Source organism: Wolbachia endosymbiont (group B) of Gerris lacustris (genome assembly GCF_964028355.1).
Classification (GTDB): Bacteria; Pseudomonadota; Alphaproteobacteria; order Rickettsiales; family Anaplasmataceae; genus Wolbachia.
The window spans coordinates 604,554-631,220 of record NZ_OZ034761.1; the positions used below are offsets into that span (position 1 = coordinate 604,554).

General features: G+C 34.7%; 19 protein-coding genes and 6 pseudogenes. 9 read left to right on the forward strand and 16 right to left on the reverse strand.

Annotated features, from left to right (window positions below; all coding sequences use genetic code 11):
- Positions 1 to 36 precede the first annotated feature (36 nt).
- Positions 37 to 393, reverse strand: a complete 357-nt coding sequence (locus ABWU62_RS03035; RefSeq protein ID WP_353287486.1) for a hypothetical protein — start codon at positions 391 to 393, stop codon at positions 37 to 39.
- Here ABWU62_RS03035 and ABWU62_RS03040 point away from each other — a divergent pair.
- Positions 387 to 1,392, forward strand: a protein-coding gene (locus ABWU62_RS03040; RefSeq protein ID WP_353287487.1) for an IS630 family transposase whose coding sequence is annotated in 2 segments (ribosomal slippage) — positions 387 to 848 and positions 850 to 1,392 — 1,005 coding nt in all. Because the reading frame shifts where the segments join, the coding sequence is not laid out codon by codon here. The genes ABWU62_RS03035 and ABWU62_RS03040 overlap by 7 nt on opposite strands.
- On the opposite strand, the gene ABWU62_RS03045 is transcribed toward ABWU62_RS03040, so the two are convergent.
- Entirely contained in the window at positions 1,389 to 2,312 is a 924-nt protein-coding gene (locus tag ABWU62_RS03045) for an ankyrin repeat domain-containing protein (RefSeq protein WP_353287488.1), read from the reverse strand. The genes ABWU62_RS03040 and ABWU62_RS03045 overlap by 4 nt on opposite strands.
- A gap of 113 nt (positions 2,313 to 2,425) precedes the next feature.
- Here ABWU62_RS03045 and mutS point away from each other — a divergent pair, with 113 nt between their 5' ends.
- On the forward strand, positions 2,426 to 4,936 hold the full coding sequence (gene mutS, locus ABWU62_RS03050; protein ID WP_353287489.1) for a DNA mismatch repair protein MutS: 2,511 nt from the start codon (positions 2,426 to 2,428) through the stop codon (positions 4,934 to 4,936).
- 61 nt (positions 4,937 to 4,997) lie between these two features.
- Here mutS and ABWU62_RS03055 read toward each other — a convergent pair whose 3' ends face one another.
- The 3 genes from ABWU62_RS03055 to ABWU62_RS03065 all read right to left on the reverse strand — a co-directional run bounded on the left by ABWU62_RS03055 (position 4,998) and on the right by ABWU62_RS03065 (position 6,961).
- Positions 4,998 to 5,201, reverse strand: coding sequence for a hypothetical protein (locus tag ABWU62_RS03055; RefSeq protein WP_353287490.1), 204 nt, complete (start codon positions 5,199 to 5,201; stop codon positions 4,998 to 5,000).
- 221 nt (positions 5,202 to 5,422) lie between these two features.
- Entirely contained in the window at positions 5,423 to 6,367 is a 945-nt protein-coding gene (locus ABWU62_RS03060) for an IS110 family transposase (RefSeq protein ID WP_265022222.1), read from the reverse strand.
- Between the two features lie 216 nt (positions 6,368 to 6,583).
- Positions 6,584 to 6,961: a hypothetical protein gene (locus ABWU62_RS03065; protein WP_353287491.1), complete on the reverse strand. Its 378-nt coding sequence runs from the start codon at positions 6,959 to 6,961 to the stop codon at positions 6,584 to 6,586.
- A 126-nt stretch (positions 6,962 to 7,087) separates the two neighbouring features.
- On the opposite strand from ABWU62_RS03065, the gene aspS reads away from it, so the two are divergent.
- Positions 7,088 to 8,890, forward strand: a complete 1,803-nt coding sequence (gene aspS / locus ABWU62_RS03070) for an aspartate--tRNA ligase (protein ID WP_353287492.1) — start codon at positions 7,088 to 7,090, stop codon at positions 8,888 to 8,890.
- A 35-nt stretch (positions 8,891 to 8,925) separates the two neighbouring features.
- A complete protein-coding gene (locus ABWU62_RS03075; RefSeq protein ID WP_353287493.1) occupies positions 8,926 to 10,188 on the forward strand; it encodes an MFS transporter in 1,263 nt (420 codons plus the stop codon).
- Positions 10,189 to 10,195: 7 nt separating this feature from the next.
- Here ABWU62_RS03075 and ABWU62_RS03080 read toward each other — a convergent pair whose 3' ends face one another.
- Both ABWU62_RS03080 and ABWU62_RS03085 read right to left on the reverse strand, forming a co-directional pair.
- Complete coding sequence (locus tag ABWU62_RS03080) at positions 10,196 to 11,119, reverse strand: RluA family pseudouridine synthase (protein ID WP_353288151.1); 924 nt, start codon at positions 11,117 to 11,119, stop codon at positions 10,196 to 10,198.
- 211 nt (positions 11,120 to 11,330) lie between these two features.
- Positions 11,331 to 12,072 (reverse strand): IS5 family transposase gene (locus tag ABWU62_RS03085; RefSeq protein WP_410542194.1). Its coding sequence is split into 2 segments (ribosomal slippage): positions 11,331 to 11,858 and positions 11,860 to 12,072, totalling 741 coding nucleotides; the frame shifts between segments, so codons are not numbered across the junction.
- Here ABWU62_RS03085 and ABWU62_RS03090 point away from each other — a divergent pair.
- Positions 12,049 to 13,281, forward strand: a complete 1,233-nt coding sequence (locus ABWU62_RS03090; protein WP_353287494.1) for an IS256 family transposase — start codon at positions 12,049 to 12,051, stop codon at positions 13,279 to 13,281. The genes ABWU62_RS03085 and ABWU62_RS03090 overlap by 24 nt on opposite strands.
- Before the next feature lie 34 nt (positions 13,282 to 13,315).
- Here ABWU62_RS03090 and ABWU62_RS03095 read toward each other — a convergent pair.
- The 3 genes and pseudogenes from ABWU62_RS03095 to ABWU62_RS03105 form a co-directional block, all read right to left on the reverse strand.
- Positions 13,316 to 13,468: pseudogene (locus ABWU62_RS03095) on the reverse strand (IS5/IS1182 family transposase); the annotation flags it as partial.
- 31 nt (positions 13,469 to 13,499) lie between these two features.
- The gene (locus tag ABWU62_RS03100; protein WP_353287495.1) at positions 13,500 to 14,321 is read right to left on the reverse strand and encodes an ankyrin repeat domain-containing protein; all 822 of its coding nucleotides are present in this window, start codon (positions 14,319 to 14,321) and stop codon (positions 13,500 to 13,502) included.
- Positions 14,322 to 14,323: 2 nt separating this feature from the next.
- Positions 14,324 to 15,329 (reverse strand): IS630 family transposase gene (locus ABWU62_RS03105; RefSeq protein ID WP_353287090.1). Its coding sequence is split into 2 segments (ribosomal slippage): positions 14,324 to 14,866 and positions 14,868 to 15,329, totalling 1,005 coding nucleotides; the frame shifts between segments, so codons are not numbered across the junction.
- A gap of 81 nt (positions 15,330 to 15,410) precedes the next feature.
- On the opposite strand from ABWU62_RS03105, the pseudogene ABWU62_RS03110 reads away from it, so the two are divergent.
- Positions 15,411 to 16,390 (forward strand): annotated as a pseudogene (locus ABWU62_RS03110) (IS256 family transposase); the annotation flags it as partial.
- A 691-nt stretch (positions 16,391 to 17,081) separates the two neighbouring features.
- Here ABWU62_RS03110 and mgtE read toward each other — a convergent pair.
- Entirely contained in the window at positions 17,082 to 18,452 is a 1,371-nt protein-coding gene (gene mgtE, locus ABWU62_RS03115; RefSeq protein WP_353287496.1) for a magnesium transporter, read from the reverse strand.
- Between the two features lie 155 nt (positions 18,453 to 18,607).
- On the opposite strand from mgtE, the gene prfB reads away from it, so the two are divergent.
- Positions 18,608 to 19,709 (forward strand): peptide chain release factor 2 gene (gene prfB, locus ABWU62_RS03120; protein ID WP_353287497.1). Its coding sequence is split into 2 segments (ribosomal slippage): positions 18,608 to 18,673 and positions 18,675 to 19,709, totalling 1,101 coding nucleotides; the frame shifts between segments, so codons are not numbered across the junction.
- A gap of 174 nt (positions 19,710 to 19,883) precedes the next feature.
- Here prfB and ABWU62_RS03125 read toward each other — a convergent pair.
- A pseudogene (locus tag ABWU62_RS03125) lies at positions 19,884 to 21,170 on the reverse strand (Na+/H+ antiporter NhaC family protein).
- 750 nt (positions 21,171 to 21,920) lie between these two features.
- On the opposite strand from ABWU62_RS03125, the pseudogene ABWU62_RS03130 reads away from it, so the two are divergent.
- Positions 21,921 to 22,496, forward strand: a pseudogene (locus tag ABWU62_RS03130) (ankyrin repeat domain-containing protein); the annotation flags it as partial.
- Positions 22,497 to 22,546: 50 nt separating this feature from the next.
- On the opposite strand, the gene ABWU62_RS03135 reads toward ABWU62_RS03130, so the two are convergent.
- Positions 22,547 to 23,339 (reverse strand): IS5 family transposase gene (locus ABWU62_RS03135; protein WP_353287310.1). Its coding sequence is split into 2 segments (ribosomal slippage): positions 22,547 to 23,074 and positions 23,076 to 23,339, totalling 792 coding nucleotides; the frame shifts between segments, so codons are not numbered across the junction.
- Positions 23,340 to 23,389: 50 nt separating this feature from the next.
- Here ABWU62_RS03135 and ABWU62_RS03140 point away from each other — a divergent pair.
- Positions 23,390 to 23,884, forward strand: coding sequence for an ankyrin repeat domain-containing protein (locus tag ABWU62_RS03140; RefSeq protein WP_353287498.1), 495 nt, complete (start codon positions 23,390 to 23,392; stop codon positions 23,882 to 23,884).
- Here ABWU62_RS03140 and ABWU62_RS03145 read toward each other — a convergent pair.
- The 3 genes and pseudogenes from ABWU62_RS03145 to ABWU62_RS03155 all read right to left on the reverse strand — a co-directional run bounded on the left by ABWU62_RS03145 (position 23,847) and on the right by ABWU62_RS03155 (position 26,666).
- A pseudogene (locus ABWU62_RS03145) lies at positions 23,847 to 24,851 on the reverse strand (IS630 family transposase). The gene ABWU62_RS03140 and the pseudogene ABWU62_RS03145 overlap by 38 nt on opposite strands.
- Before the next feature lie 77 nt (positions 24,852 to 24,928).
- A pseudogene (locus tag ABWU62_RS03150) lies at positions 24,929 to 25,189 on the reverse strand (transposase); the annotation flags it as partial.
- Between the two features lie 244 nt (positions 25,190 to 25,433).
- On the reverse strand, positions 25,434 to 26,666 hold the full coding sequence (locus ABWU62_RS03155; protein WP_353287494.1) for an IS256 family transposase: 1,233 nt from the start codon (positions 26,664 to 26,666) through the stop codon (positions 25,434 to 25,436).
- Position 26,667 lies beyond the last annotated feature (1 nt).

Here is a 26,667-nt window from a genome sequence, read left to right on the forward strand (position 1 = left end):
CGCTATTTTACTTACTCCAGTATGGCTTTTTTTCCATTATTGTCTATTCGTTGCTTGTATAGCGGGAATTGGTATAACATGTGGAAAATCTTTAAAAATGCTTAAAAATTTTTTATTCAACTCTTTCTGGCTTTCTGTTAAGTTGGACATATCAGCAAGCCAAGTAGATATCACCTTACTAAATGCGCTTCTTTCAACAACATCAGTTAAGGAGCAGTCATTGCGAAGTAGCAATGAGTATTTAATCAATTCATATTCATCATCCTCTTGTTGCTGTGTTTCTTCTGCTTTCTTAGGGTACTTATACCAATTCCCGCTATACAAGCAACGAATAGACAATAATGGAAAAAAAGCCATACTGGAGTAAGTAAAATAGCGAGGTTTAGATGGCATTAAGATCAAAATTATTGGATGAAAAAGTGGTGGAATCAGCAAAAGAGATGCTGAAGAAAGTAAGAAATAATGCGTATGTTGCAAAAAAACTAAATGCTGTAATTGCAGCAAAAAAGTACAGTATAACAGCTGTAGCAAAAATATGTTGCATTTCGAGAAAGGCAATTACTACATGGATAAAGCACATAAAATTTGGAAGAGAAGAAAAATTATTTTCTCCACCTCAATGCCGTAGAAAAACTATATTGAACCAAAGTCAACTTGAACAAATTGAGGTGTGGATAGAGGAAAACCCCAATATTACTATTAGAGAAATGAGAATAAGAATCCAAGAAAGATTTGGTTTGAATATCAGCAAATCCACAATACATCGTAATATGCAAAGAATGAAATTCTCATATATCACACCAAGACCAGTTCATAGTGGACAGGATAAAAATAAGCAAGAGGAGTTTAAAAAAAAACCTCAATGAAACTATTGTCATGCATTCTGAAAAAGAGCTATTTTTCTTCGATGAATCACGGTTTGGTACACATTCAAAAGTTGGACATGGGTGGTTTAAAAAAGGCAGTAGGACACAGGTTAAGGTAAAATTAGGTAGGGAAAATTTTTATCTCTATAGTGCAGTTAATCCCAGAAATGGAGAGAATTTTAGCTTATTTGCACCAAACGTCAACACTGCTTGTATAAATATATTCCTTGAACAGATGTCGCAATATTTAGGAATACGAAAGGCTTTTCTCGTGATGGATTGCGCTAGTTGGCATAAGTCAAAAAGTTTAAAGATACCTAAAAATATCGAAATTATATACCTACCACCATACTCACCTGACCTCAATCCTGTTGAGAGGTTTTGGTTATATATAAAACAGAACATTTTGCGCAATAAAATCTACGATACAATTGTTCTGCTTGAGAGCGCTTTGTGTAATTTTATTACCTCTCTTTCCCCTTCCACGGTTAAACAACTCTGCAATGCTTCTTATTTGGTTCATTAATAATGAGAGTTGGTATTAAAATCATTTTTTATTAATTCAATCAAGAGCTTTAATGTGTTAAAACTCTTATGTCCCAATAAAGGATCTGCTTTGTTTTCAAGTAGAATTCTTGCTACTTCTGAATAGCCATTTCTAATAGCCCAGCATAACGGAGTACGCCCGTATTTATCCGCTATGTCAACATCAGCTTCCTTTTGTATTATAGCTTTTACTATTTCCACTTGGCAATTTTCAGCAGAAACAACATGATGTAATACAGTACTCTCAGCCTGATCTACTGCATCAACATTAGCCCCTGTGTTTAATAGGAGTTCTACTATCTCTTTATTTCTATTGTGAGCAGAACAATGCAAAGGAGTACACCCATTTTGATCTACTACATCAACATTAGCCCCCGTGTTTAATAGTAGTTCTACTATCTCTTTATTTTCATTGTGAGCAGAATAATGCAAAGGAGTACACCCATTTTGATCTGCTACATTAACATTAGCCCCCGTGTTTAATAGTAGTTCTACTATCTCTTTATTTTCATTGTGAGCAGAATAATGCAAAGGAGTACACCCATTTTGATCTGCTACATTAACATTAACCCCGTTTTCTATGAGAACTTTTATCACCTCTGTATAACCAAGGAGAACAGCATCATGTAAAGGAGTTCTCTTAACTTTATTTACTGCATCAACATTAGCCCCTTTTTTTATTAAAAGCTCTGCTATCTTTACAAGATCATTTCTAGCAGCTATATGTAACAATGTACTTTGATCATCGAATGTATAATTTATGTTAAATCTATTATCTTGCCACTTTTTATACGTGTCTGGATCTTCTTTTTCCAATTCCTCTTTTACCCTTTCGATTATTTTGTTCTCATTTAAGTCACTTATTGTCCTTAATATTTTTAACAACCGTTCATATTCCATAATTCTACCTCAAACTATTTGTTTTTGTACTATAGCTAAAAAAAATTATTGATCCATAATAAAATAGCCAACACCAGAGTAAGTGGTTTGCTGCTAACATATTTAAAAATGTTATGAACTTAATAAGAGAAAAAAATACCCCTGTAATGGAGCAATATTTAAATTTGAAAGCTCAATACAAGGATCATCTATTGTTTTATAGACTGGGCGATTTTTATGAATTGTTTTTCGATGATGCTATTAAAGCTGCGAAATTGCTGAATATAGTGCTAACCAAGAGGGGCAATTCAAATGGGCAAGAAATACCAATGTGTGGAGTGCCAGCACACAGTAGCGAATCTTACCTGAACAAGCTAATCAATTTAGGATTCAAAGTAGCAATCTGTGACCAATTAGAAACTGCCGATGAAGCAAAAAGGAGGGGCTATAAATCTATAGTAAAACGCGATATAGTGCGAATTGTAACTCCAGGCACAATTATTGAAGATTCGCTACTGGAGGATAAAAGCAATAATTATCTCGCATCCATAGTTGAACAAAATAGCGAATATGCTATTGCTTGGCTTGAATTATCAACGGGAAAATTTTTTCACACTTTAACGAGTTTGAAAGCTTTAGATAGTGATTTATTGCGTATTTCACCAAGAGAATTATTAATTTCTGAAAAATTCATTGAGGACGAAAAAATTAGATCGATTTTAAAAAATTATAAAATATCAATTACACAACACGCCCAGAGTTTTTTTGAGTATAGTAAATCTCACAGAACGTTATGCGAGTTTTATAAAATCAGGGAACTTGGGAGTATAGGAAATTTCAGCAAAGTAGAAATCATGGCGTGCGGTGCACTGCTTGAATATGTCAGAGTAACACAAAGGGGCTCCATTCCAAGGCTTGAATTCCCAAAAACCTATAAGCAACAAAATTTCATGCTTATTGATGCTTCAGCAAGGAGAAATCTTGAGTTGTTTACAACTCAATTTGGTGAAAAGAAAGGTTCACTAATTTCAGTTATTGATCACACAGTTACAGCCTCTGGTGGACGCCTGCTCAAACAAATGCTCGCTTCACCACTTGCTTGCTCCAAGGCAATCAATTTGAGGCTCAGCACCACTCAATTTTTTGTAAATAATCATGAGCTACGCAGAAAAATACGAGAGATATTATCTAACATTCCGGATATTGAGAGGTCTTTATCGCGCTTAACACTAGGACGTGGTTCACCAAAGGATATGAACCTATTAAAAATAGGCCTAGGAAAAACTTTAGAGTTATCTAAGTTTCTGTCTACCTTGCATAATTATTGTTTAAGTGAAAAACCAGCAATTAACTTTCAGATGTCATTCCAGCGCTTGACCAGAGAAAGGGAACCGGTGTTTACTACTCAGGTGATAAGTAGTGACGAGAGTGAACTAAGCACAATACATAAAAGTCTTGGTAATCATAAAGATCTATTCGAGCTTCTAAACAGCGCTATACTTGATAACAATCTCAGTTCCGTAAAAGAAGGAGGATTTATCAATCCAAAATACAACTCAGAATTATCTGAGTTATCTTATATATTGAACAACAGTAACAAGTTGGTAACCAAGCTCCGTGAGTCTTATCGCGACCTAACTGGCATTGCCGCACTCAAAATATTACACAACAATATACTTGGTTATTACGTTGAAGTGTCAGCAAATCACAAAATAACTTCGGACATATTTATTCATAGGCAAAGCTTAGCAAATAGCATGCGCTACACTACTAATGAATTGAAAGAACTAGAAAATAAAATTCTTACGGCACGTGATGCTGCAATCGGCTTAGAAGTGAAAATTTTTAGTGAATTGTGTAGTGAAGTCGCTAAAGAATCTGAAAAAATTGCTCTTGCTGCAAATGCTTTGGCAAAACTTGATATTAGAGCCACGTTTGCGGAGCTTGCAGTGCAAAATAATTACGTAAAACCCATTATCGATGACAGTAAAGAGTTCAATATCTGTAGTGGAAGACATCCAGTGGTTGAAGTTAACGATAAATTCATTGCAAATAGCATCAATTTAGCTGGTATACATCTAATTACTGGGCCTAATATGGCTGGAAAAAGCACTTTCTTGAGGCAAAACGCTCTCATTGCAATTTTAGCTCACATGGGGTCATTTGTGCCAGCAGAAAGTGCGCATATTGGAGTGATTGACAAGATATTCAGCAGGGTTGGTGCAACAGATAATATAACAGCTGGTTATTCTACCTTCATGGTAGAGATGATCGAAACAGCAACAATAGTAAATCAGGCAACAGATCGTTCCTTGGTGATACTTGATGAAATTGGCAGGGGCACAGGAGTGTATGATGGCCTGTCTATTGCTCAGGCAGTAATTGAACACATTCACAACATAAATAAGTGCCGCGCCATTTTTGCAACTCATTATCATGAATTAACTAAAGTAAGCAAATACTTGAAGAACGTGAAATGTTTTTGTGTAAAAATAAGAGAGTGGAACGGAGAGGTTATCTTTCTACATGAAGTAATTGAAGGCATTGCAGATGAGTCATATGGAATACATGTAGCAAAACTTGCTGGTTTTCCTGATTCTGTTTTAAATAGAGCAAATGAAGTATTTGAAGAGCTAAAGGCTTGAGGAAAGTAACATTATATTACTCCACAATTATGGAGTTTTAGCAATCTATGGCGCTTTAATTTTAGTCAGCTTTCTGAGCAGCTAAATTAACGTAGCATTGATCTATTGCCACATTGGTCAAGATTCCAATTCCACCACCTACAACTGCACCTACAGCTCCTAATGCCAATTGAGTGCCAACCCCAATAGAGGAACCCATTATTAATGGAGCAAGAAAGTATAGCGCTAAAGCAAAGGTTATTGCAGCTACACTTATAACAGCCATCAACTATGTTTTTTAAAATTTTTTGAATTTAGTCTCATTTGTTGATAATTTTGTATTTTTATTCAATTGAAAAATGTATTTTGGCAACAAAAACCCTAGTTTATACAGAAAGAAATTTATATCAAACAGCAAGCACTGCTTAGATTTTATGGTTAACGAATATGTGCTTTAAATGTGTGTAGACGCACATATTCGTTAACCTATTTTCTATACAGATTTTTTTATTTCATATTAATTGCTTCTTTAAGTCTTGCATTGGCAATTACTATGATTTTTCGCATTAGAGCTGTTATAGCTACCATCTTCTTTTTACCTCTACCAATAAGATCAGAATAAAAAGCACCAAGTGCAGATTTAGATCTTGCAGCAGCCATAGCAGCTGTGAAAAGCTTTGCACGAACATTGCTTCTACCACCTGTTATCCTTCGGTAACCAATAGTTTTACCGCTTTCTTTTGGATGTGGAGCAACTCCAGCAAGACTTGCAACTTCTTTTTTGTTTAGGTGGCCAAGTTCTGGCATTAGACACACAAAAACTTGTGATAACTTGAGACCTATTCCTGGCACTGTTCTCAAGATCTTTTGACGCTTTTGTAACTCTGGATTTTTATCAATAATTCTTTGTATGGCATCGTTGAACTCATTTATCTGACTGGTAAAAAAGTCTATTGTTTTTTGGCAACTTTCCTTTATATAGTCGTTTTCAGGTGCTGCAAGCCTACATTTCTCTTGAGTTCTCATTTGTGTAATGTCATCACGACGTTGACAGAGTGCAACTAAGGCGGTTTGTTCTTTTGACATAGGCACAAATAGAGATAGAGCACTATAGCGTTCAAAACCATATTGAGCAAGGGCTCTTGCATCTGATTGATCTGTCTTTGCTAAAGTTCCATGTGATATGATAAAACTTTTTACTTTACGAGTATTAGCTCGATGTACAGCAACATTCTTATCAACAAGAAAATGTGCTAAGCCAAGCTCATATTTTCCAGTGTTTTCTAAAGTTACTAGAGAATTAGGTAGGATATCTGAAAATTTTTGAAACAACTGTTGCCAACCAGTAGCATCATTGTCAAACTTGATAGCGCTCCTTTGGTTATAAGCTGCAGCAACATTTTTAAATTTTCCGATATCAATGCCAATGAAATTTTGATAAGATGTAATCATAATAAATAACCTCGATAGTTTAATTAATTTAAGATTGTAAACGGGTGCATACATATGTCCCATGCAACTATTCAAACGTATCGAGAGATGGGGCTAGTTTACCTTGATGGCTACGGTTGTAATACCAACTTTCATTCGGTCGCACACGCCCGTGATAGCCCTATTCCTATAGTGAGTAGGGTTATCTTTCCCTCTTATCTCTTTTATATCACATTTTTAACTTACAAGCTTTCTCGGACAAAAATTTTCTGATGTATTAGAACTAGAAGTAGATATGAATGATGCTTTTACTAGATTTTTTCTACTTTCGCGATCTAAAAAGCCATTCATTGTTCTCATTATAGGACGGGTAGAGCCGTCACCAGTCAAGTCAATTCTATTTCCCACTGTATCATGCAGTTCTTTAACTTGAGCTTTATATTCGTCCCAGTAGCCTAATAACTCTTCTTGATTATTAAGAAGATCTGGTTTATTTGACCTTCTTAGCCAGAGTGAGTTATGTTCCAAAATATATCTAATTGCAGCTTTCCCCATCACTATATCTCCTCTAATAACAGCAAAATGTAAAGCCTCTTCTAAAGGAGTCATAAGCATACCTCAACACACATAATAAAGAAAATATACCCAAATCAGAATCCTTTGAAAAGGATTTTTAGATATTAGCTTGCCCAAAGGTTAATTTACTTTATAATCTTTCTGTATTCTAGAAATTTCAATTAAATGAACTGCTATAAAACTCATACGTGCAATGAACTGCGAAAAAGCGATGTAGAGAAGGAAGTTATTCTCTCTGGTTGGCTGTACCGTAAACGTGATCATGGTAATCTGATCTTTGTTGATTTAAGGGATTTTCATGGGATTACTCAGTTGGTATTCAATAATGATAAAGATTTTTTTGATGAAATTTCGAATTTAAAATCAGAAAGTGTGATTATTGTCACAGGAGTAGTCAAAGCTAGAACTAAAGATACGGTAAATAGCTCTATAGCAACTGGGGAAATTGAGGTTATAGTTAATAATTTGTGCATTGAGTCGGAAGTTGAGTTCCACTGTGATGAAGAAATAGCAAAAGAAGAAAGGAGTATATTAGCAAGTATCGCCGGCGAGCAAGAATACCCAGAAAACATGAGATTTAAATACCGTTTTCTTGATTTAAGACGTGAAAAGGTTCGTAATAACATTATTCTGCGTTCACAGATCATTTCAGAGCTCAAGAGGCTCATGATAGAGCAGGGGTTTTTAGAGATTCAAACTCCAATACTTACCTCCTCTTCTCCTGAAGGTGCACGTGACTACTTAGTGCCAAGCAAACTAAATCCTGGTAAATTCTATGCATTACCACAAGCTCCGCAGATTTTTAAACAGCTGCTCATGGTTTCAGGGTTTGATAAATATTTTCAAATTGCTCCATGTTTCCGTGATGAAGATGCAAGGGCTGATCGTTCTCCTGGGGAATTTTATCAGCTAGATCTTGAAATGTCTTTTGTAACTCAAGAAGATATATTTCAGGTTATTGAATCTACCTTATATAAAGTGTTTGCCAAATTTTCTCGCAAATCAGTTGATAAAGATTTTCCACGTATTACATACAAAGACGCAATGCTCAAATACGGTTCTGATAAACCAGATCTGCGCAATCCACTGTTAATCAGCGATGTAACAGAAATTTTCCGTAATTCAGAGTTCAATATTTTCAAAAGCAATATTGAGCGAGGTATGGTAGTCAGAGCGATTCCTGCTCCTAAAACAGCAGAGGAACCTCGTAGCTTTTTTGATAAAAAAATAGAACATGCACAAAAAGAATTCGGCGCTAAAGGTCTTGGGTATATAACATTTGATAGGGACGGCATTGTAAAAGGACCAATTGCTAAATTTCTCGATGACAATCGGCTAAATTCTATAAAAGAAATAACAAATATAAAACCTGGAGATAGTGTATTTTTTGCTTCTGACAAGGAGAGTGAAGCAGCAACAATCGCAGGAAAAGTGCGCACTCTTTTGGGATCAGAACTGGGTCTTATAGATAACGATATATTTAAGTTCTGTTGGATTATTGATTTTCCATATTTTGCATATGACGATAAAAGCAAAAAAATTGATTTCTTTCATAACCCATTCTCTATGCCACATGGCGGCTTGAAGGATTTAGAAGAAAAAGATCCGCTGGACATCATTGCTTATCAATATGATCTTGTTTGCAATGGAATAGAACTGTCAAGCGGAGCCATTCGTAACAACAAACTGGGTATAATGTACAAAGCTTTTGCCATTGCAGGCTACAGTAAAGAAGAAGTTGATACAAAATTTGGCGCGCTTGTACGTGCATTTAGATTTGGTGTTCCGCCTCACGGCGGTATAGCACCAGGAATTGATAGAATGGTTATGCTGCTTGCTGATGAGCCAAATATTCGTGAAGTAATCTGTTTTCCTATGAATCAGCAGGGTGAAGATGTTCTAATGGGTGCTCCTTCTAAAATAGAAGATAAACATTTACGTGAATTATCCTTGAAGGTTATTGAATAAAAATTTTTATAGCGGAGTGTGTTAACCCGGAAGTCATGAACGATATTCAAAAAGCAATACTATCAAGCATAATCTGCAATATGATTATATGGTATGAAGTAACTCTGTTTGGAGTTTTAACGCATATAATAAGCAACGTTTTTTTTCCTTCAGAAAGTGATTATTTAAGCACAATCAAATTTCTTGGCAGTTTTGCAATTGGATTTGGATTTAGACCGCTTGGTGCGTTTATTTTTGGTTACATTGGAGATAAGTACGGTAGGAGGAAAATTTTGCTGACTTCCGTAATATTAGCTTCGATATCATCCACCGCAATTGCGGTCATACCAGGCTTTAAAGAAATAGGAGTATTTTCTCCTATATTACTTCTGCTTTGTAGAATAATACAAGGAATGGCAACAGGAGGGGAAACGAGTATCAACTCAGCCTTTTTAATAGAGCATTCAAGCGATAAAAAAAATCTAGGCTTTTTAGGTAGCATGAAAGCTTTCAGTGGTGCTCTTGGTTCTATTACATGTTTTGTAATGATATCTATTTGCAAAAAATTTACAGGTGAAAATTATGAAATTTGGGGCTGGAGGTTGCTCTTCTATTTCTCCTTTATTATGGGCATAATAGGCTTCTTAATAAGATACGTAATGGAAGAGAGCCTAGCATATAAAACTCATGACCAAAATAAAAGCTTATCTAACTCTCCCTTTTTAGAATTAATCAAGAATTATAAAAGAGCATTTGTGATAGCAATTGGACTTGGCATTGCTCAAAACGCAATTGCTTATTCAGTAATCATGTTTTACAACATATCTGTAAAAGAACTTATTCTCTCAGGTATTGATATTAAAAATGTAGTAAGGATTCTGGTTGAAATCACATTCGGAACGTCTGCAGTGCTATTTGCAATACTGTCTGATAAAGTTGGAAGGAAAAACGTGATGGTTCCTTTATTAATAGTATTAGCTTATATCAGCTTACCAGCATTTTCGCTATTGTCCTATGATGATCACTATATTATAACGCTCACTTTCCTATTAATAAGTGTGCCGATAGGTGCATCTTTTGGAATATATAATTCTCTCTCCTGTGAGTTATTTTCAACGAAAGTTAGGTGTACCGGCTTCAGTTTAGCTCATAACATATCAGCAGGTATTTTTGGTGGCCTTTCTCCATCGATATGCATGTGGCTTATAGAAAAAACTGAAACAACATTTGCAGCAGGTGTTTATCTTACTATGTGCGCATTAATTAGCCTGATATCTGTACTTCAAATTAAAGACAAAGACAGAAAAATTGATTGGTGAAATCGTTTTAGTTGAAAGATAGCACTTCAATAGACTTTTCGATGTGTTTAGAAATAGGTGCAGTAATAGAGATATACTTATTATTTGGTAATTTTAAAGATAAAGAATGTGAATGAAGGTGAATCTGATTTGCTATTCCATCAATAAAAGCTTTTTTACCACCATATTTACCATCACCAAGAATAGGACAATTTATATGAGCTAAATGTGCACGTAACTGATGAGTTCTACCCGTAATTGGTTGTAATTTTAAATAAGCTGTATTGTGTTTTAGCTTTGCTATAATTGAAAAATGCGTAGTGGCATTTTGAGGTGAGCTTTCATCAATAACCACTTTTTCTTGTCCTGAAATATATTTTTTCACCAACGGGTAGTCTATTGTTCCATTATCTTTGCTAGGTACACCAGAAGTTAATGCTAGGTAAGTTTTTTTTATTCTCCGTCCTTTAAATTCTTCCATAAAATATCTGGCAACGCTGGCATTGCGCGCGAATATTATTACTCCGCTTGTATCCCTATCCAGCCTATGGACAATTTTAAATACTTCCCCTTCTCTTATTTGATCAAGCAAATCACTAATGCTAATTTTTACCTTTATACCTCCTTGAACAATTACTCCTGCAGGTTTGTTTATAGATAATATATATTCGTCTTCGTATAGTATATTCTCTCTTAGTAGATTTATTAGCTTTTCATTATATTTACGTTCAGAATTAGTGTTTTCTATATAATCTAGGTATCTTATCGTTATAGTTTGTCCCGAATTTACCCTATCGCTGGATTTTGCCGTGCAATTATCAACCTTGATTAATCCTTTCCTTAAAGACTTCTCAATTGCAGATTGTTTCAAATTGGGAAAAATTCTTCTGATGTACCTATCGAGCCTAACGTTATTGTCTTCTACTAATATGGTTTTGATACCTTCTGACATCTTACCTACAGAAATTTTATAATGAAAGTAGCGTACACTGAAATCTAATAGCACACAATCCTACCTAATGTACTTTCAGTGTCTGTTACCTCTACATCTATCATTCGAGTGTAATTGGTTAAAACGAACTTAAAGGAAATTCTATAATAGCCGAATACTTTCCTATAATCGAGGAAGATATTAATGATATTTCTTTCATCTTAGAGCCTGTTCATAATCTTTTGAGGAGCAAGGCAGTAAAAGCTAGAACGACCATTTGTAGTCTAGTATTGAGTTTACGCTCGCAATTTTTCCATAACCGTCTACACTTTTCCAGCCAAGCAAAAGAACGCTCTACAACCCACCTTTTTGGCAATACAACAAAGGTATGTAATTCACTTCGTTTTATTACTTCAACGGTTGCACCAATAGTCGTTTTTATTTGAGTTGCAAAATTTTCTCCTGTATAACCTGCATCAACTAGTATATTTTGAACTTCGGAAAGATTTTTTCTTGCGTTACAAATCATCTCTACAGCAGCAGTACGATCTCCGATATTAGCTGTAGTAATATAAATTGCATGTGGCAAACCTTGCGTATCTACTGCAATATGACGCTTTATTCCTGAAATTTTCTTGCCGGCATCATAACCTTTTTCTTCAGCAATATCGGTGTTTTTTACACTTTGAGCATCAATGATGCAGAAGCTTGTTTTTGTATTCCGACCACTGTTGAAACGAACCTCTCCAACTAATTTTTTTTAAGACAATTTCTAGAACACTTTCTCTATCTTCATTCGGTTTTTTACTCCATCTCTTGAAGTAATCGTAACAATTGCGCCATTTTGGAAACTCTTTTGGTAGCATTCGCCACTGACAGCGGGAACGTTCAAAAAAGTGTGTCAAACCGAAAAAAAAGTAATAAATTGATATAAAAAATGGAGGTTTGATATGAGTCAAGCAAATAGAACTAATGGGTTGGTAGATTATAAAGAATTAGAAACAAATATCCTGTCATCTATACGAGAAGGAAGACCATTGACAGGAAGAGATGGAGCATTAACACCGTTTATAAAAAGGTTGCTAGAGGCAAGTCTGGAAGGTGAAATAGAAAGCCACATGTCAGCTAAAAGTGAAGAAAATAACCGAAGAAATGGGAGAAATGCAAAAACTTTACGCACGAGTGCAGGTTCATTTGAGCTGCTAACACCAAGAGATAGGGAGGGAAACTTTGAACCGCAAATAGTCAAAAAAAGGCAAACGAGCCTACATCCAGAACTTGAAGCAAAGGTCTTAAGTACATACGCCAGTGGCATGGGATACAGAGACATAGCTTCACACGTTGAGGAAATATATGACCATAAAATATCAGCAGCAGAGATATCCAGTATTACTGATAAATTGCTACCAATAATCAATGAATGGCGCAGCCGTCCACTGCAATCAGTGTATCCAATAGTGTTCATGGATGGCATGTTTTTTAAGGTCAAGGAGGACGGACATTGCGTAAGTAAATGCATGTATAATATATTGGGTATAAATCAAAATGGCAGAAAAGAAGTATTAGGTTTTTATTTGGCTGAAAGTGAGGGAGCTAACTTCTGGTTGGGAGTTCTAAATGACCTCAAAGAAAGAGGAGTAGAAGATATTTTAATTGCCTGCATTGATGGACTAAAAAGCTTTCCTACAGCTATAAATAGTGTATTTCCTAAAGCAGAAGTACAGCTATGTATAGTGCATCAGATAAGGAATTCACTGAAATATGTATCTAGCAAAGATGTAAAAGTTTTCATGAATGATTTGAAAAAAATATATCGTGCTTCAAGTAAAGAAATCGCTGAGAATTATTTGCTTGAGCTGGAAGAAAAATGGAGTGAAAAATATCCCTTAGTTACAAAATCGTGGCAAAACAATTGGGAAAATTTATCTAGTTATTTTAAGTATTCTGGGCCAGTTAGGAAGATGATTTACACCACCAATCCAATTGAGGGGTTGCATAGACAGATCAGAAAATTTACTAAAACTAAAGGTTCATTTACCAGTACAAATGCCTTGTACAAACAGGTATATTGTGCTATAAAAAAGGTAGAGCAAAAGTGGATTACTGCTTTGCCTAACTGGGCTTTAACTATGTCTCAACTTGATATCTTTTTTCCTGGCAGGTTAAAAATTGAGTTGAATTGAAAATGCGGTTTGACACACTTTTTTGAACGTTCCCCTGACAGCCACTTTTTAGCACATAAAGTACACCGCAAAGTAACTCATATAAATCCAGTTTTCTTGGTTTTGTTTTTTTTCTACAGGATTCTAGATCTGGTAATATAATCTCAAATCTTTCCCGACTTATATCACTTGGGTATACACTCCTCATATATCCTAACTTATATACATTATCTCTTAGTTTATTCCTTTCTTGAGATCATGTACAGGTTCTTAGAGAGGTGAGTACTAGGGCCTAACTTCGTATACTCAATGTTGTTAGCTAAAGGTGTTGCTTTTTCTACATTAACATTTGTAGTGTGATATGTCCGCCTGTAAGGACTATATCTTTGTTCTTTTATTCCATTCATTTTAGTACTAGGGCCTGGACACGCTTCAGTGTTAGGCCCTAACTTCATACACTCAATGCCGTTAGCTAAAGATGTTACTCTTCCTACATTAACATTTTTAGTGCGATATGACCACCTGCAAGGACTATGTAATATTTGTTCTTTTACTCCATCCATTTCAGCTGGACACGCTTTAGTGTTAGTCCTTAACTGCAAACATTTAATGAGGTCAGTTATAAGTGCTACTCTTTTTTCATTAAGTTTAGCGTTATACTGTAATTGTTCAATTTGATTAGCTTGATCTCTTATCATACGTTCAAAGTTGATAGATGGATGTAATTCTATTTCTCTCAATATATGTGATGCTATGTGTTGCACTGTCATTAATGCTTTGTTTCTGAGTATACTTGATTCTAAGTCAAGCTGCGTAAGTATATCTAGTGCTCTTTGTTCTGCTTCCACTAGAAGATTACTTATGCCTTGACGTTCAGCTAAATCTCTTACAGTTTCACCGCATTGATCAGGCAATAAAGTACTTGCATCATGGCATAGTAAGGTCATTACTACTATCCAGTGTCCATGTTCGACAGCATAACTTAAAGGACATTCCCCTGAGTAATTCTGTGCATTAACATTTGCTCCATATTTAATTAAGGTCCTTATACCAACTCTCATTATTAATGAACCAAATAAGAAGCATTGCAGAGTTGTTTAACCGTGGAAGGGGAAAGAGAGGTAATAAATTTACACAAAGCGCTCTCAAGCAGAACAATTGTATCGTAGATTTTATTGCGCAAAATGTTCTGTTTTATATATAACCAAAACCTCTCAACAGGATTGAGGTCAGGTGAGTATGGTGGTAGGTATATAATTTCGATATTTTTAGGTATCTTTAAACTTTTTGACTTATGCCAACTAGCGCAATCCATCACGAGAAAAGCCTTTCGTATTCCTAAATATTGCGACATCTGTTCAAGGAATATATTTATACAAGCAGTGTTGACGTTTGGTGCAAATAAGCTAAAATTCTCTCCATTTCTGGGATTAACTGCACTATAGAGATAAAAATTTTCCCTACCTAATTTTACCTTAACCTGTGTCCTACTGCCTTTTTTAAACCACCCATGTCCAACTTTTGAATGTGTACCAAACCGTGATTCATCGAAGAAAAATAGCTCTTTTTCAGAATGCATGACAATAGTTTCATTGAGGTTTTTTTTTAAACTCCTCTTGCTTATTTTTATCCTGTCCACTATGAACTGGTCTTGGTGTGATATATGAGAATTTCATTCTTTGCATATTACGATGTATTGTGGATTTGCTGATATTCAAACCAAATCTTTCTTGGATTCTTATTCTCATTTCTCTAATAGTAATATTGGGGTTTTCCTCTATCCACACCTCAATTTGTTCAAGTTGACTTTGGTTCAATATAGTTTTTCTACGGCGTTGAGGTGGAGAAAATAATTTTTCTTCTCTTCCAAATTTTATGTGCTTTATCCATGTAGTAATTGCCTTTCTCGAAATGCAACATATTTTTGCTACAGCTGTTATACTGTGCTTTTTTGCTGCAATTACAGCATTTAGTTTTTTTGCAACATACGCATTATTTCTTACTTTCTTCAGCATCTCTTTTGCTGATTCCACCACTTTTTCATCCAATAATTTTGATCTTAATGCCATCTAAACCTCGCTATTTTACTTACTCCAGTATGGCTTTTTTTCCATTATTGTCTATTCGTTGCTTGTATAGCGGGAATTGGTATAACACCAAGAGATAGGGAGGGAAGCTTTGAACCACAAATAGTCAAAAAAAGGCAAACAAGCCTACATCCAGAACTTGAAGCAAAGGTCTTAAGCACATATGCCAGTGGCATGGGATACAGAGATATAGCTTCACATGTTGAGGAAATATATGACCACAAAATATCAGCAGCAGAGATATCTAGTATTACCGATAAACTGCTACCAGTAATCAATGAATGGCGCAGCCGCCCACTGCAATCAGTGTATCCAATAGTATTTATGGATGGCATGTTTTTTAAGGTCAAGGAGGACGGACATTGCATAAGTAAATGTATGTATAATATATTGGGCATAAATCAAAATGGCAGAAAAGAAGTATTAGGTTTTTATTTGGCTGAAAGTGAAGGAGCTAACTTCTGGTTGGGAGTACTAAATGACCTCAAAGAAAGAGGAGTAGAAGATATTCTAATTGCCTGTATTGATGGGCTAAAAAGCTTTCCTACCGCTATAAATAGTGTATTTCCTAAAGCAGAAGTACAGCTATGCATAGTGCATCAGATAAGGAATTCACTGAAGTATGTATCTAGCAAAGATGTAAAAGTTTTCATAAATGATTTGAAAAAAATATATCGTGCTTCAAGTAAAGAGATTGCTGAGAATTATTTGCTTGAGCTGGAAGAAAAATGGAGTGAAAAATATCCCTTGGTTACAAAATCATGGCAAAACAATTGGGAAAATTTGTCTGGTTATTTTAAGTATTCTGGACCAGTTAGGAAGCTGATTTACACCACCAATCCAATTGAGGGATTGCATAGACAAATTAGGAAATTTACTAAAACTAAGGGCTCATTTACTAATACAAATGCCTTGTACAAAAGGTATATTGTGCTATAAAAAAGGTAGAGCAAAAGTGGACTACAGCTTTGCCTAATTGGGCATTAACTATGTCTCAGCTTGACATTTTCTTTCCCAACAGACTGAAAATTGAGTTGAACTAAAAATGCGGCTTGACACAGTTTATTTAACACTCCCAAAAAGTTGCCTTTTTCATTACTTCATCACTTGCAGCATCATCCAAAGCGCTATGCCATGTACCATTGCTAATATCCTCAGATAATCTATCTTCGTAATCAACTGTTGCTTATTCATTAGCTACATAATCCATTTGATTATCTGTTACTTGTTCCTTTACATTTTCTTTACCTAACATAAAGCCTCCTATATTTTAATGTTAATATTTAGATTATTTTACCGCTAATCTCTTTTCTGAAGATTGGTTTTAATATCTAATTCATTTGACTCTTATACAGCTGTACTAAACTGCTCTACAAATTTACTGTAGAAACCTCACGTTAACCCTAAGTAACAGTGTGCCTTTCTTTTGATTTCTTACTAGATTAGATATTTACTTAAAAAAGTCAGAATTGCTTTTTGAATAATGTACATAATACAGTGCATCTAACTCAACACTCCGTATGTTCATTATATTAAATTGTACTATAGCTAAAAAATTCTTGCTTTGCTAGATCTTTTTAGCATCTTATTTTAGTTTGTATTTTTAAAACTAAAGCAGCCCAGTTTCATGTACTTTTATTTCTTTATCGACTGTTATTTTCTTCTTCAATGCACCTATGAGTAACGATAACGTGGCAGGTAAAGCTTGTAAAGCAATTTCTTATATAGCAAGATTCAGCTATTTAACAAAAAGATCGTGGCTAGACCAAAAAATATAAGAGCTGAGAGAATATCAGTTGTTGCTGATGTTAAGATTGAAGAGGAAACAGCAGGATCGGATCTTAAGCGATGGAGCATTATAGGAATGAAAGTGCCAATAAATGTTGCAATAATTGACATCATAATCATGGAGACCACAAAAATCATCTCCACTTTGAAATTGTGAAATCTAATTACTAATACTACGAGTGAAATGGTAGATAAAATTATCCCGTTTATCATACCTATTAAAAATTCTTTCATCAGTATTCTTTTTGCATTTTGCTCAGTTAGATATTTTGTTGCGATTGCCCGGATAGTTAGTGTTACTGTTTGGGATCCTGCATTTCCGCTCATTGATGCAATTATTGGCATAATTATTGGTAGTACTATAAAACTTTCTATTACGTTATCGAAAAAGCCAACTACTATAGAACATATTGTTGCAGCTAAGAGGTTAAATAATAACCAAGGTAGCCTTTTAATTATAGTTTTATGTATAGGAGCATTTATATCAGATTTAGAAGATACACCGCTTATTTTAAGTACATCCTCTTCTGCTTCTTGCTGAACAATTTTGATTACATCTTCAATAAGGATTACACCGATAATTTTACCATTCTTATTTACTACTGGGGCTGATAATAGAGAGTAATCTTTAAATATTCTTGCTACTTCTTCTTGGTCCATTCCAGTTTTAATTATTTTTATATCTTGACTCATTATCTCTTTTATTATTGTTTCTCCTGAGTGAGATATTACCTTATTTAAGTTGAAACTACCTATAGGTTCTAATTTCGAGTTAATGATGAAGATTTGGTAAAATGTTTCTGGTATTTTTTTATAATTGCGCAAGAATTCCATTAGCTGATTTATCGTCCAATAATACGGAGCTATAACCATATTTTTATGTATCAACCTTCCTGCACTTTCTTCTGGGTATGATAACAATTCCTCTACTAATTTTTGAGTTGCATTGGGTAAATAGTTAAGTATGTTTTCTATAGACTTTCTATCTAAATCTTTCACTATGGCTACTATGTCTTCTATATCAAGAAGCATTAGTAACTTTGCTGTATTTTCTATTCCCAATATTTCTATGATTTCTACTTGTAAATCTGGTACTACATGTACTAAGGCATCACTTAACAAATGTTGATCGAGGATATTAACTAATTTCTCCCTGTGATCACTGATCGAAGTAGATAAAAAATAAGCTAACTGAACGCTATCTATCGTTTTGACAATATTACGAACACTTTCTAATTCTTGATTATCGAGAGACTCTATTAAATCATCAATAGCCTTTTTGTCTAAACCATAATGAGAACTTGTTTTAATATTCATTACTTTACCTTATTTTTTTAATAAATATACACACTTGATTTTATTGAACATTCAAGTATAATAAAATTATTTTGAATTAACTATTATATGGTTAAATTTCTATTTTGTTTGCTGTTATTGTTAGTAATAGTAAATATATTAAAATCTAAAGTATAATGAAAACTTATTCAGAAATTTTCGAATACTTTCAAGGCTTAAATAAAAGTATTTCTCTTATCAGGAGGTGTCTTTGACATAGAAAAATTAAAGTTGCGTCTTGAAGAGCTGGATTCCCAAGCGTCAAATGATAGTCTGTGGCAAGACAATCAAAAGGCACAAGAAATTTTAAAAGAACGCTCTAAAATTAAGCATGAAATAGAGTCGTTTTCAAAGCTAGAAAGCGATTACAACGATGCTATCAGCTTGATGAAATCTGCTATTGATGAGAATGATGAAGAATTTTTTTCTGAAGTTAAAGGCGAGTTAGTAAAGCTAGAGAAATTAATCAAACTTAAAGAGACAGAATCCTTATTTACTGGTGAAGCAGATAACAATAACTGCTTTTTAGAAATCCACTCAGGAGCTGGTGGAACAGAGAGCAATGATTGGACTGAGATGCTCATGCGCATGTATACAAGATGGGCAGAAATTTATCACAATTTTAAAGTTGAAGTTGTAGAAAAATTAGATGGTGATGCAGTTGGTATAAAATCTACAACAATAAAGATCATCGGAGAAAAAGCTTACGGGTGGGCAAAAAGCGAAAGTGGAGTTCATAGATTGGTTAGAATATCACCATTTGATGCAAATAGTAAACGTCATACCAGTTTTGCAAGTGTAGGAGTAACTCCAGTGATTGAAGATTCAATAGATATTGTTGTGGATGAAAAGGATTTAAAGATCGACACTTACCGTGCTTCTGGAGCAGGTGGTCAGCATGTAAATAAGACTGAAAGCGCGGTACGTATTACGCATATTCCAACAGGCGTTGTAGCTCAATGCCAAAATGGTCGTTCTCAACATAAAAATAAAGATGAAGCACTTAAACTACTTAAAGGACGTTTATATCAAATTGAATTGGAAAAAAAAGAACAGAAAATGGCCGAAGAATATGGCAAGAAATGCGATATAGGTTGGGGCAGTCAGATCAGATCGTATGTTATGCATCCGTATCAAATGGTAAAGGATTTAAGGACTGGACATGAAGTTGGCAATATAAATTCCGTTTTTGATGGCAACATAGATTATTTCATAGTTAGTGTATTGGAGTTAAAATGAGATTTATTAAAAAGCTAAGTTTTATGCTCTGCTAATAAGGGGAAAAGAAAACCAAAACCTATTGAGAAAAATGGAACAATTTTGTGAATATATCTATTATCCAAGTAGCTGATGAAAATGGCAACCCGTTTCTTATGGGCACAAAAATGTAATATGAAGAGAAATCTTCGTACATTAAGTTGTAGTTGCGCAACGTCTACCATTGATGATTATTTTACCTACTGTAACTGCTGCTAAAATAAAGCAGTAATACACTTGTGTTAACAAAGAAATAGGTGAGACAGAAGCAATGCTACCTGCTAGCAGCAGCTGCGAACCATAAGGCAAAATGCCTTTTGTAACACAAGCAAAAATATCTAATAAGTATGCACTACGGTATGGCGGAATATTGTGCTTTTGTGCAAGCCTTTTTGCAATATCTCCACTTAATAAAATAGCAATGGTATTATTAGCAACTAAAACAGTAAACATAGATGCTATGCCCGCTATTACAAATTCAGCTTTAGTTTTTGTGATATTGCTTTCATCGATAAGTTTGTGTAATGCCTTTTGACCCTGCTTTTACATTATATGACTCAATCCGCCAATAAATAGAGCAAATATCACTATCTCGTTTACTTTTTTGAAACCGTCATATATGTCATGAGAGAGTTGAATGATAGTATAGTCAAAAAAAGTCATCCCTAATACACTAGCAACAATTATATTTATAGTTATTGTTACTAAAGTAGTAACTTCAAATAACCCCATGATTATTAAAGAAATATAAGGAATAATCTTTATTACTGATAAATAATCTAAATTTGATGTAGGAATAATTTTTGTACTATCTGCCATAATTGCCAGATAGACAAGCGTTATAATGCTGGCAACAAATGCTACTTTAGAATTCACTTTAAGTTTATCCTTTATCGTGGCCCCCTGTGAAGAAACAGATGCAATAGTAGTATCAGATATCATTGAAAGATTATCACCAAATACGGCACCTCCAACTACAGTTGCAGTTCCTATTTCAAGACCAAAAGCCCCACTTTTTGCTAAGTTAACAGCTATTGGTACCATTAATACAACAACTCCCATAGACGTACCAATTGCAGTTGATATAAAAGCGGAAGCCAAAAATACTCCAGGCAGTAGTAATCTTGCTGGAAGGAAATTGAGAATTAAATCAGCAACAGTATCTGCACTACCAATTGATTGAGTCACCACAGAAAATGCTCCAGAAAATAGAAAAATTAAACACATAGTAAGGGTATTTTTATCACCCATACCCTCAATAACAGTATCGATGTTATGCTGAATTTTACTTGTATTGCGCGCAACAGCAAAAAATAATGCAGGTAGTAGGCAAATTACTGGTGAAACTTGGCGAAGCGGATTATCAATTCCGATAAAGGAAAAGTAGATACCACTTCCAAGGTACAAGATTAAAAAAATAACCAAAGGAATAAAAGCTGTCATTTTGCTGCCTTAAAACTTATAATTGTACCCAATTAAGTGGTTTTAAGCAAGCTTGGTTTTCACAGGTCTTTAGTCTCTAATGTTGCACTTATAGAAAAAATGTATTGACCATTACATCATAATGTATAGAGTTAAGAATAATATTCTATAGTATGAGGTAAAGCTATGGTAATGTCATATGAGCAATGGGAAATAATACTAGGTATAGTTGATCAGAAGGCAGATTTAAGCAAAGATAATGTAATTGAAAAAATAAAAGAGCTACTAAATAAAGCAAGGATACTGGAGAGAAAAGAAGTATTAAGAATGTTAGAAGGGGTATCGCATAAATTAGAAATATCAAACGAGATTCCAATAGTGCAAGAGACACCAGAGCTATTAAAAAAGAGACTAAAAGTGCAACATATACCACAGACATTAGAGAAATCAGAAAAAATACTAAAAGAGCAAGGAGTATCAGATGCACAAAAGATATTAAAGAGAGTACTAAAAAAGTTAGGTGTACAAGAGACATCAGAAAAATCAAAAGCAGTGACGACAGAAGATGTACTGAATGTGCGAAAAATATCAGAGAAAATGCCAGTGATGTTAGATACACAAAAGATACTAGAGGCAATAGAGAAGCTAAAGAAAGCAAGTAAAGATGTGTATCACGAGTGGAAGAAAGCTAGATTTAATGTAAATTATTGGTTTACATTAAATTACGACATACATAGTGGGTATGATCAATACTCATTATTGTGTTTAGCTATGGATTTTAACTTGATGAATGTATTCAATGCTCTGTGTAAAGCAAAAGGAATCAATATTAACGCAAAAGGGCCATTTTTTCAATGGAATATTTTACATTGGGCTGCTGAAAATAGCAATGTAAAAATGGTATCAGAGCTAATAAAAAATGGAGCAAATGTTAATAGTATGGATTCATCTCAACGGACTACTTTATATCAGCCAGCTGCAAATGGCGATATAGAAATAACAAAAATCTTAGTAAAAAATAAGGCAGATGTTAATGCAGAGGATCTAGCGAGATTGACTGCTTTATATGAGGCTGCCGTTCATGGCCATAAAGAAGTAGTAAAGTACTTAATGAAGAATGGAGCAGATGTTAAGAGGAATGGGACGCTTAAACTTACTCCTTTACATCTTGCTGTTGCAAATGTCGATAAAGCAATGGTGGATTGTATAATAGAAAACGATGAGAATATTGGCGAAAATATTGAGACAGTGGATGTATTTGGATGGACTTCTTTATATTGGGCTGCTGCAAAGAATAGTACACCAATATTAGAGATCCTATTACAAGCCATATCACGATGTGGAGCAAGTGTTGATATAGAGGATATGTTAGTGGGGCGAACTCCCTTAGAGCCTGTTCATAATCTTTTGAGGAGCAAGGCAGTAAAAGCTAGAACGACCATTTGTAGTCTAGTATTGAGTTTACGCTCGCAATTTTTCCATAACCGTCTACACTTTTCCAGCCAAGCAAAAGAACGCTCTACAACCCACCTTTTTGGCAATACAACAAAGGTATGTAATTCACTTCGTTTTATTACTTCAACGGTTGCACCAATAGTCGTTTTTATTTGAGTTGCAAAATTTTCTCCTGTATAACCTGCATCAACTAGTATATTTTGAACTTCGGAAAGATTTTTTCTTGCGTTACAAATCATCTCTACAGCAGCAGTACGATCTCCGATATTAGCTGTAGTAATATAAATTGCATGTGGCAAACCTTGCGTATCTACTGCAATATGACGCTTTATTCCTGAAATTTTCTTGCCGGCATCATAACCTTTTTCTTCAGCAATATCGGTGCTTTTTACACTTTGAGCATCAATGATGCAGAAGCTTGTTTTTGTATTCCGACCACTGTTGAAACGAACCTCTCCAACTAATTTTTTTTAAGACAATTTCTAGAACACTTTCTCTATCTTCATTCGGTTTTTTACTCCATCTCTTGAAGTAATCGTAACAATTGCGCCATTTTGGAAACTCTTTTGGTAGCATTCGCCACTGACAGCCACTTTTTAGCACATAAAGTACACCGCAAAATAACTCATATAAATCCAGTTTTCTTGGTTTTGTTTTTTTTCTACAGGATTCTAGATCTGGTAATATAATCTCAAATCTTTCCCGACTTATATCACTTGGGTATACACTCCTCATATATCCTAACTTATATACATTATCTCTTAGTTTATTCCTTTCTTGAGATCATGTACAGGTTCTTACATATTGCTGCTGCGCTTGGTAATTTGGAAGCAGTAAAGCTCTTAATAAACTATGGAGCAGAGATTAACTATCAGGATACATGGGGATGGACTCCTTTTAATCTTGCTGTTGTAGGAAAGCATAGAGAAGTAATTAATTATCTAATAGCCAATGGAGCAAGTATTGAGACGAATGATCCACAGAAAATATTACTTTCTATTCATCCATATAATTATCTAGAAGCAGTATCTACTATAATGGAACTTGAAATATGGAAGGATGTGATAAAATTTATAGGAGCTAATTTTTTACGTTATGTTGCCAGATGCGGTGTTAATTTAATGGTACATACTTTATTAGAAAATGGAGTAAATGCTAATGAAAGTGACGATTTAGGATCAACTGCTTTACATGAAGCTGCCAAGTATAACCATCCGGCAGTAGTAATACCAACTCTCATTATTAATGAACCAAATAAGAAGCATTGCAGAGTTGTTTAGCCGTGGAAGGGGAAAGAGAGGTAATAAATTTACACAAAGCGCTCTCAAGCAGAACAATTGTATCGTAGATTTTATTGCGCAAAATGTTCTGTTTTATATATAACCAAAACCTCTCAACAGGATTGAGGTCAGGTGAGTATGGTGGTAGGTATATAATTTCGATATTTTTAGGTATCTTTAAACTTTTTGACTTATGCCAACTAGCGCAATCCATCACGAGAAAAGCCTTTCGTATTCCTAAATATTGCGACATCTGTTCAAGGAATATATTTATACAAGCAGTGTTGAAGTTTGGTGCAAATAAGCTAAAATTCTCTCCATTTCTGGGATTAACTGCACTATAGAGATAAAAATTTCCCTACCTAATTTTACCTTAACCTGTGTCCTACTGCCTTTTTTAAACCACCCATGTCCAACTTTTGAATGTGTACCAAACCGTGATTCATCGAAGAAAAATAGCTCTTTTTCAGAATGCATGACAATAGTTTCATTGAGGTTTTTTTTTAAACTCCTCTTGCTTATTTTTATCCTGTCCACTATGAACTGGTCTTGGTGTGATATATGAGAATTTCATTCTTTGCATATTACGATGTATTGTGGATTTGCTGATATTCAAACCAAATCTTTCTTGGATTCTTATTCTCATTTCTCTAATAGTAATATTGGGGTTTTCCTCTATCCACACCTCAATTTGTTCAAGTTGACTTTGGTTCAATATAGTTTTTCTACGGCATTGAGGTGGAGAAAATAATTTTTCTTCTCTTCCAAATTTTATGTGCTTTATCCATGTAGTAATTGCCTTTCTCGAAATGCAACATATTTTTGCTACAGCTGTTATACTGTGCTTTTTTGCTGCAATTACAGCATTTAGTTTTTTTGCAACATACGCATTATTTCTTACTTTCTTCAGCATCTCTTTTGCTGATTCCACCACTTTTTCATCCAATAATTTTGATCTTAATGCCATCTAAACCTCGCTATTTTACTTACTCCAGTATGGCTTTTTTTCCATTATTGTCTATTCGTTGCTTGTATAGCGGGAATTGGTATTAGCAGCTCAAATGAGCCTGCACTCGTGCGTAAAGTTTTTGCGTTTCTCCCATTTCTTCGGTTATTTTCTTCACTTTCAGCTGACATGTAGCTTTCTATTTCACCTTCCAGACTTGCCTCTAGCAACCTTTTTATAAACGGTGTTAATGCTCCATCTCTTCCTGTCAATGGTCTTCCTTCTCGTATAGATGACAGGATATTTGTTTCTAATTCTTTATAATCTACCAAACCAGTAGTTCTATTTGCTTGACTCATATCAAACCTCCATTTTTTATATCAATTTATTACTTTTTTTTCGGTTTGACACACTTTTTTGAACGTTCCCGGTAGAGCAAAAGTGGACTACAGCTTTGCCTAATTGGGCATTAACTATGTCTCAGCTTGACATTTTCTTTCCCAACAGACTGAAAATTGAGTTGAACTAAAAATGCGGCTTGACACAGTTTATTTAACACTCCCTTAACTGGGAACGTTCAAAAAAGTGTGTCAAGCCGCATTTTCAATTCAACTCAATTTTTAATCTGCCAGGAAAAAAGATATCAAGTTGAGACATAGTTAAAGCCCAGTTAGGCAAAGCAGTAATCCACTTTTGCTCTACCTTTTTTATAGCACAATATACCTGTTTGTACAAGGCATTTGTACTGGTAAATGAACCTTTAGTTTTAGTAAATTTTCTGATCTGTCTATGCAACCCCTCAATTGGATTGGTGGTGTAAATCATCTTCCTAACTGGCCCAGAATACTTAAAATAACTAGATAAATTTTCCCAATTGTTTTGCCACGATTTTGTAACTAAGGGATATTTTTCACTCCATTTTTCTTCCAGCTCAAGCAAATAATTCTCAGCGATTTCTTTACTTGAAGCACGATATATTTTTTTCAAATCATTCATGAAAACTTTTACATCTTTGCTAGATACATATTTCAGTGAATTCCTTATCTGATGCACTATACATAGCTGTACTTCTGCTTTAGGAAATACACTATTTATAGCTGTAGGAAAGCTTTTTAGTCCATCAATGCAGGCAATTAAAATATCTTCTACTCCTCTTTCTTTGAGGTCATTTAGAACTCCCAACCAGAAGTTAGCTCCCTCACTTTCAGCCAAATAAAAACCTAATACTTCTTTTCTGCCATTTTGATTTATACCCAATATATTATACATGCATTTACTTACGCAATGTCCGTCCTCCTTGACCTTAAAAAACATGCCATCCATGAACACTATTGGATACACTGATTGCAGTGGACGGCTGCGCCATTCATTGATTATTGGTAGCAATTTATCAGTAATACTGGATATCTCTGCTGCTGATATTTTATGGTCATATATTTCCTCAACGTGTGAAGCTATGTCTCTGTATCCCATGCCACTGGCGTATGTACTTAAGACCTTTGCTTCAAGTTCTGGATGTAGGCTCGTTTGCCTTTTTTTGACTATTTGCGGTTCAAAGTTTCCCTCCCTATCTCTTGGTGTTAGCAGCTCAAATGAACCTGCACTCGTGCGTAAAGTTTTTGCATTTCTCCCATTTCTTCGGTTATTTTCTTCACTTTTAGCTGACATGTGGCTTTCTATTTCACCTTCCAGACTTGCCTCTAGCAACCTTTTTATAAACGGTGTTAATGCTCCATCTCTTCCTGTCAATGGTCTTCCTTCTCGTATAGATGACAGGATATTTGTTTCTAATTCTTTATAATCTACCAACCCATTAGTTCTATTTGCTTGACTCATA

Bases quoted from the DNA above. Each gene is read 5' to 3' on its own strand.
- ABWU62_RS03035 (WP_353287486.1), bottom strand. From the start codon at position 393: ATGCCATCTAAACCTCGCTATTTTACTTACTCCAGTATGGCTTTTTTT.
- ABWU62_RS03045 (WP_353287488.1), bottom strand. From the start codon at position 2,312: ATGGAATATGAACGGTTGTTAAAAATATTAAGGACAATAAGTGACTTA.
- mutS (WP_353287489.1), top strand. From the start codon at position 2,426: ATGAACTTAATAAGAGAAAAAAATACCCCTGTAATGGAGCAATATTTA.
- ABWU62_RS03055 (WP_353287490.1), bottom strand. From the start codon at position 5,201: ATGGCTGTTATAAGTGTAGCTGCAATAACCTTTGCTTTAGCGCTATAC.
- ABWU62_RS03060 (WP_265022222.1), bottom strand. From the start codon at position 6,367: ATGATTACATCTTATCAAAATTTCATTGGCATTGATATCGGAAAATTT.
- ABWU62_RS03065 (WP_353287491.1), bottom strand. From the start codon at position 6,961: ATGCTTATGACTCCTTTAGAAGAGGCTTTACATTTTGCTGTTATTAGA.
- aspS (WP_353287492.1), top strand. From the start codon at position 7,088: ATGAACTGCTATAAAACTCATACGTGCAATGAACTGCGAAAAAGCGAT.
- ABWU62_RS03075 (WP_353287493.1), top strand. From the start codon at position 8,926: ATGAACGATATTCAAAAAGCAATACTATCAAGCATAATCTGCAATATG.
- ABWU62_RS03080 (WP_353288151.1), bottom strand. From the start codon at position 11,119: ATGTCAGAAGGTATCAAAACCATATTAGTAGAAGACAATAACGTTAGG.
- ABWU62_RS03090 (WP_353287494.1), top strand. From the start codon at position 12,049: ATGAGTCAAGCAAATAGAACTAATGGGTTGGTAGATTATAAAGAATTA.
- ABWU62_RS03100 (WP_353287495.1), bottom strand. From the start codon at position 14,321: ATGAGAGTTGGTATAAGGACCTTAATTAAATATGGAGCAAATGTTAAT.
- mgtE (WP_353287496.1), bottom strand. From the start codon at position 18,452: ATGAATATTAAAACAAGTTCTCATTATGGTTTAGACAAAAAGGCTATT.
- ABWU62_RS03140 (WP_353287498.1), top strand. From the start codon at position 23,390: ATGTACAGGTTCTTACATATTGCTGCTGCGCTTGGTAATTTGGAAGCA.
- ABWU62_RS03155 (WP_353287494.1), bottom strand. From the start codon at position 26,666: ATGAGTCAAGCAAATAGAACTAATGGGTTGGTAGATTATAAAGAATTA.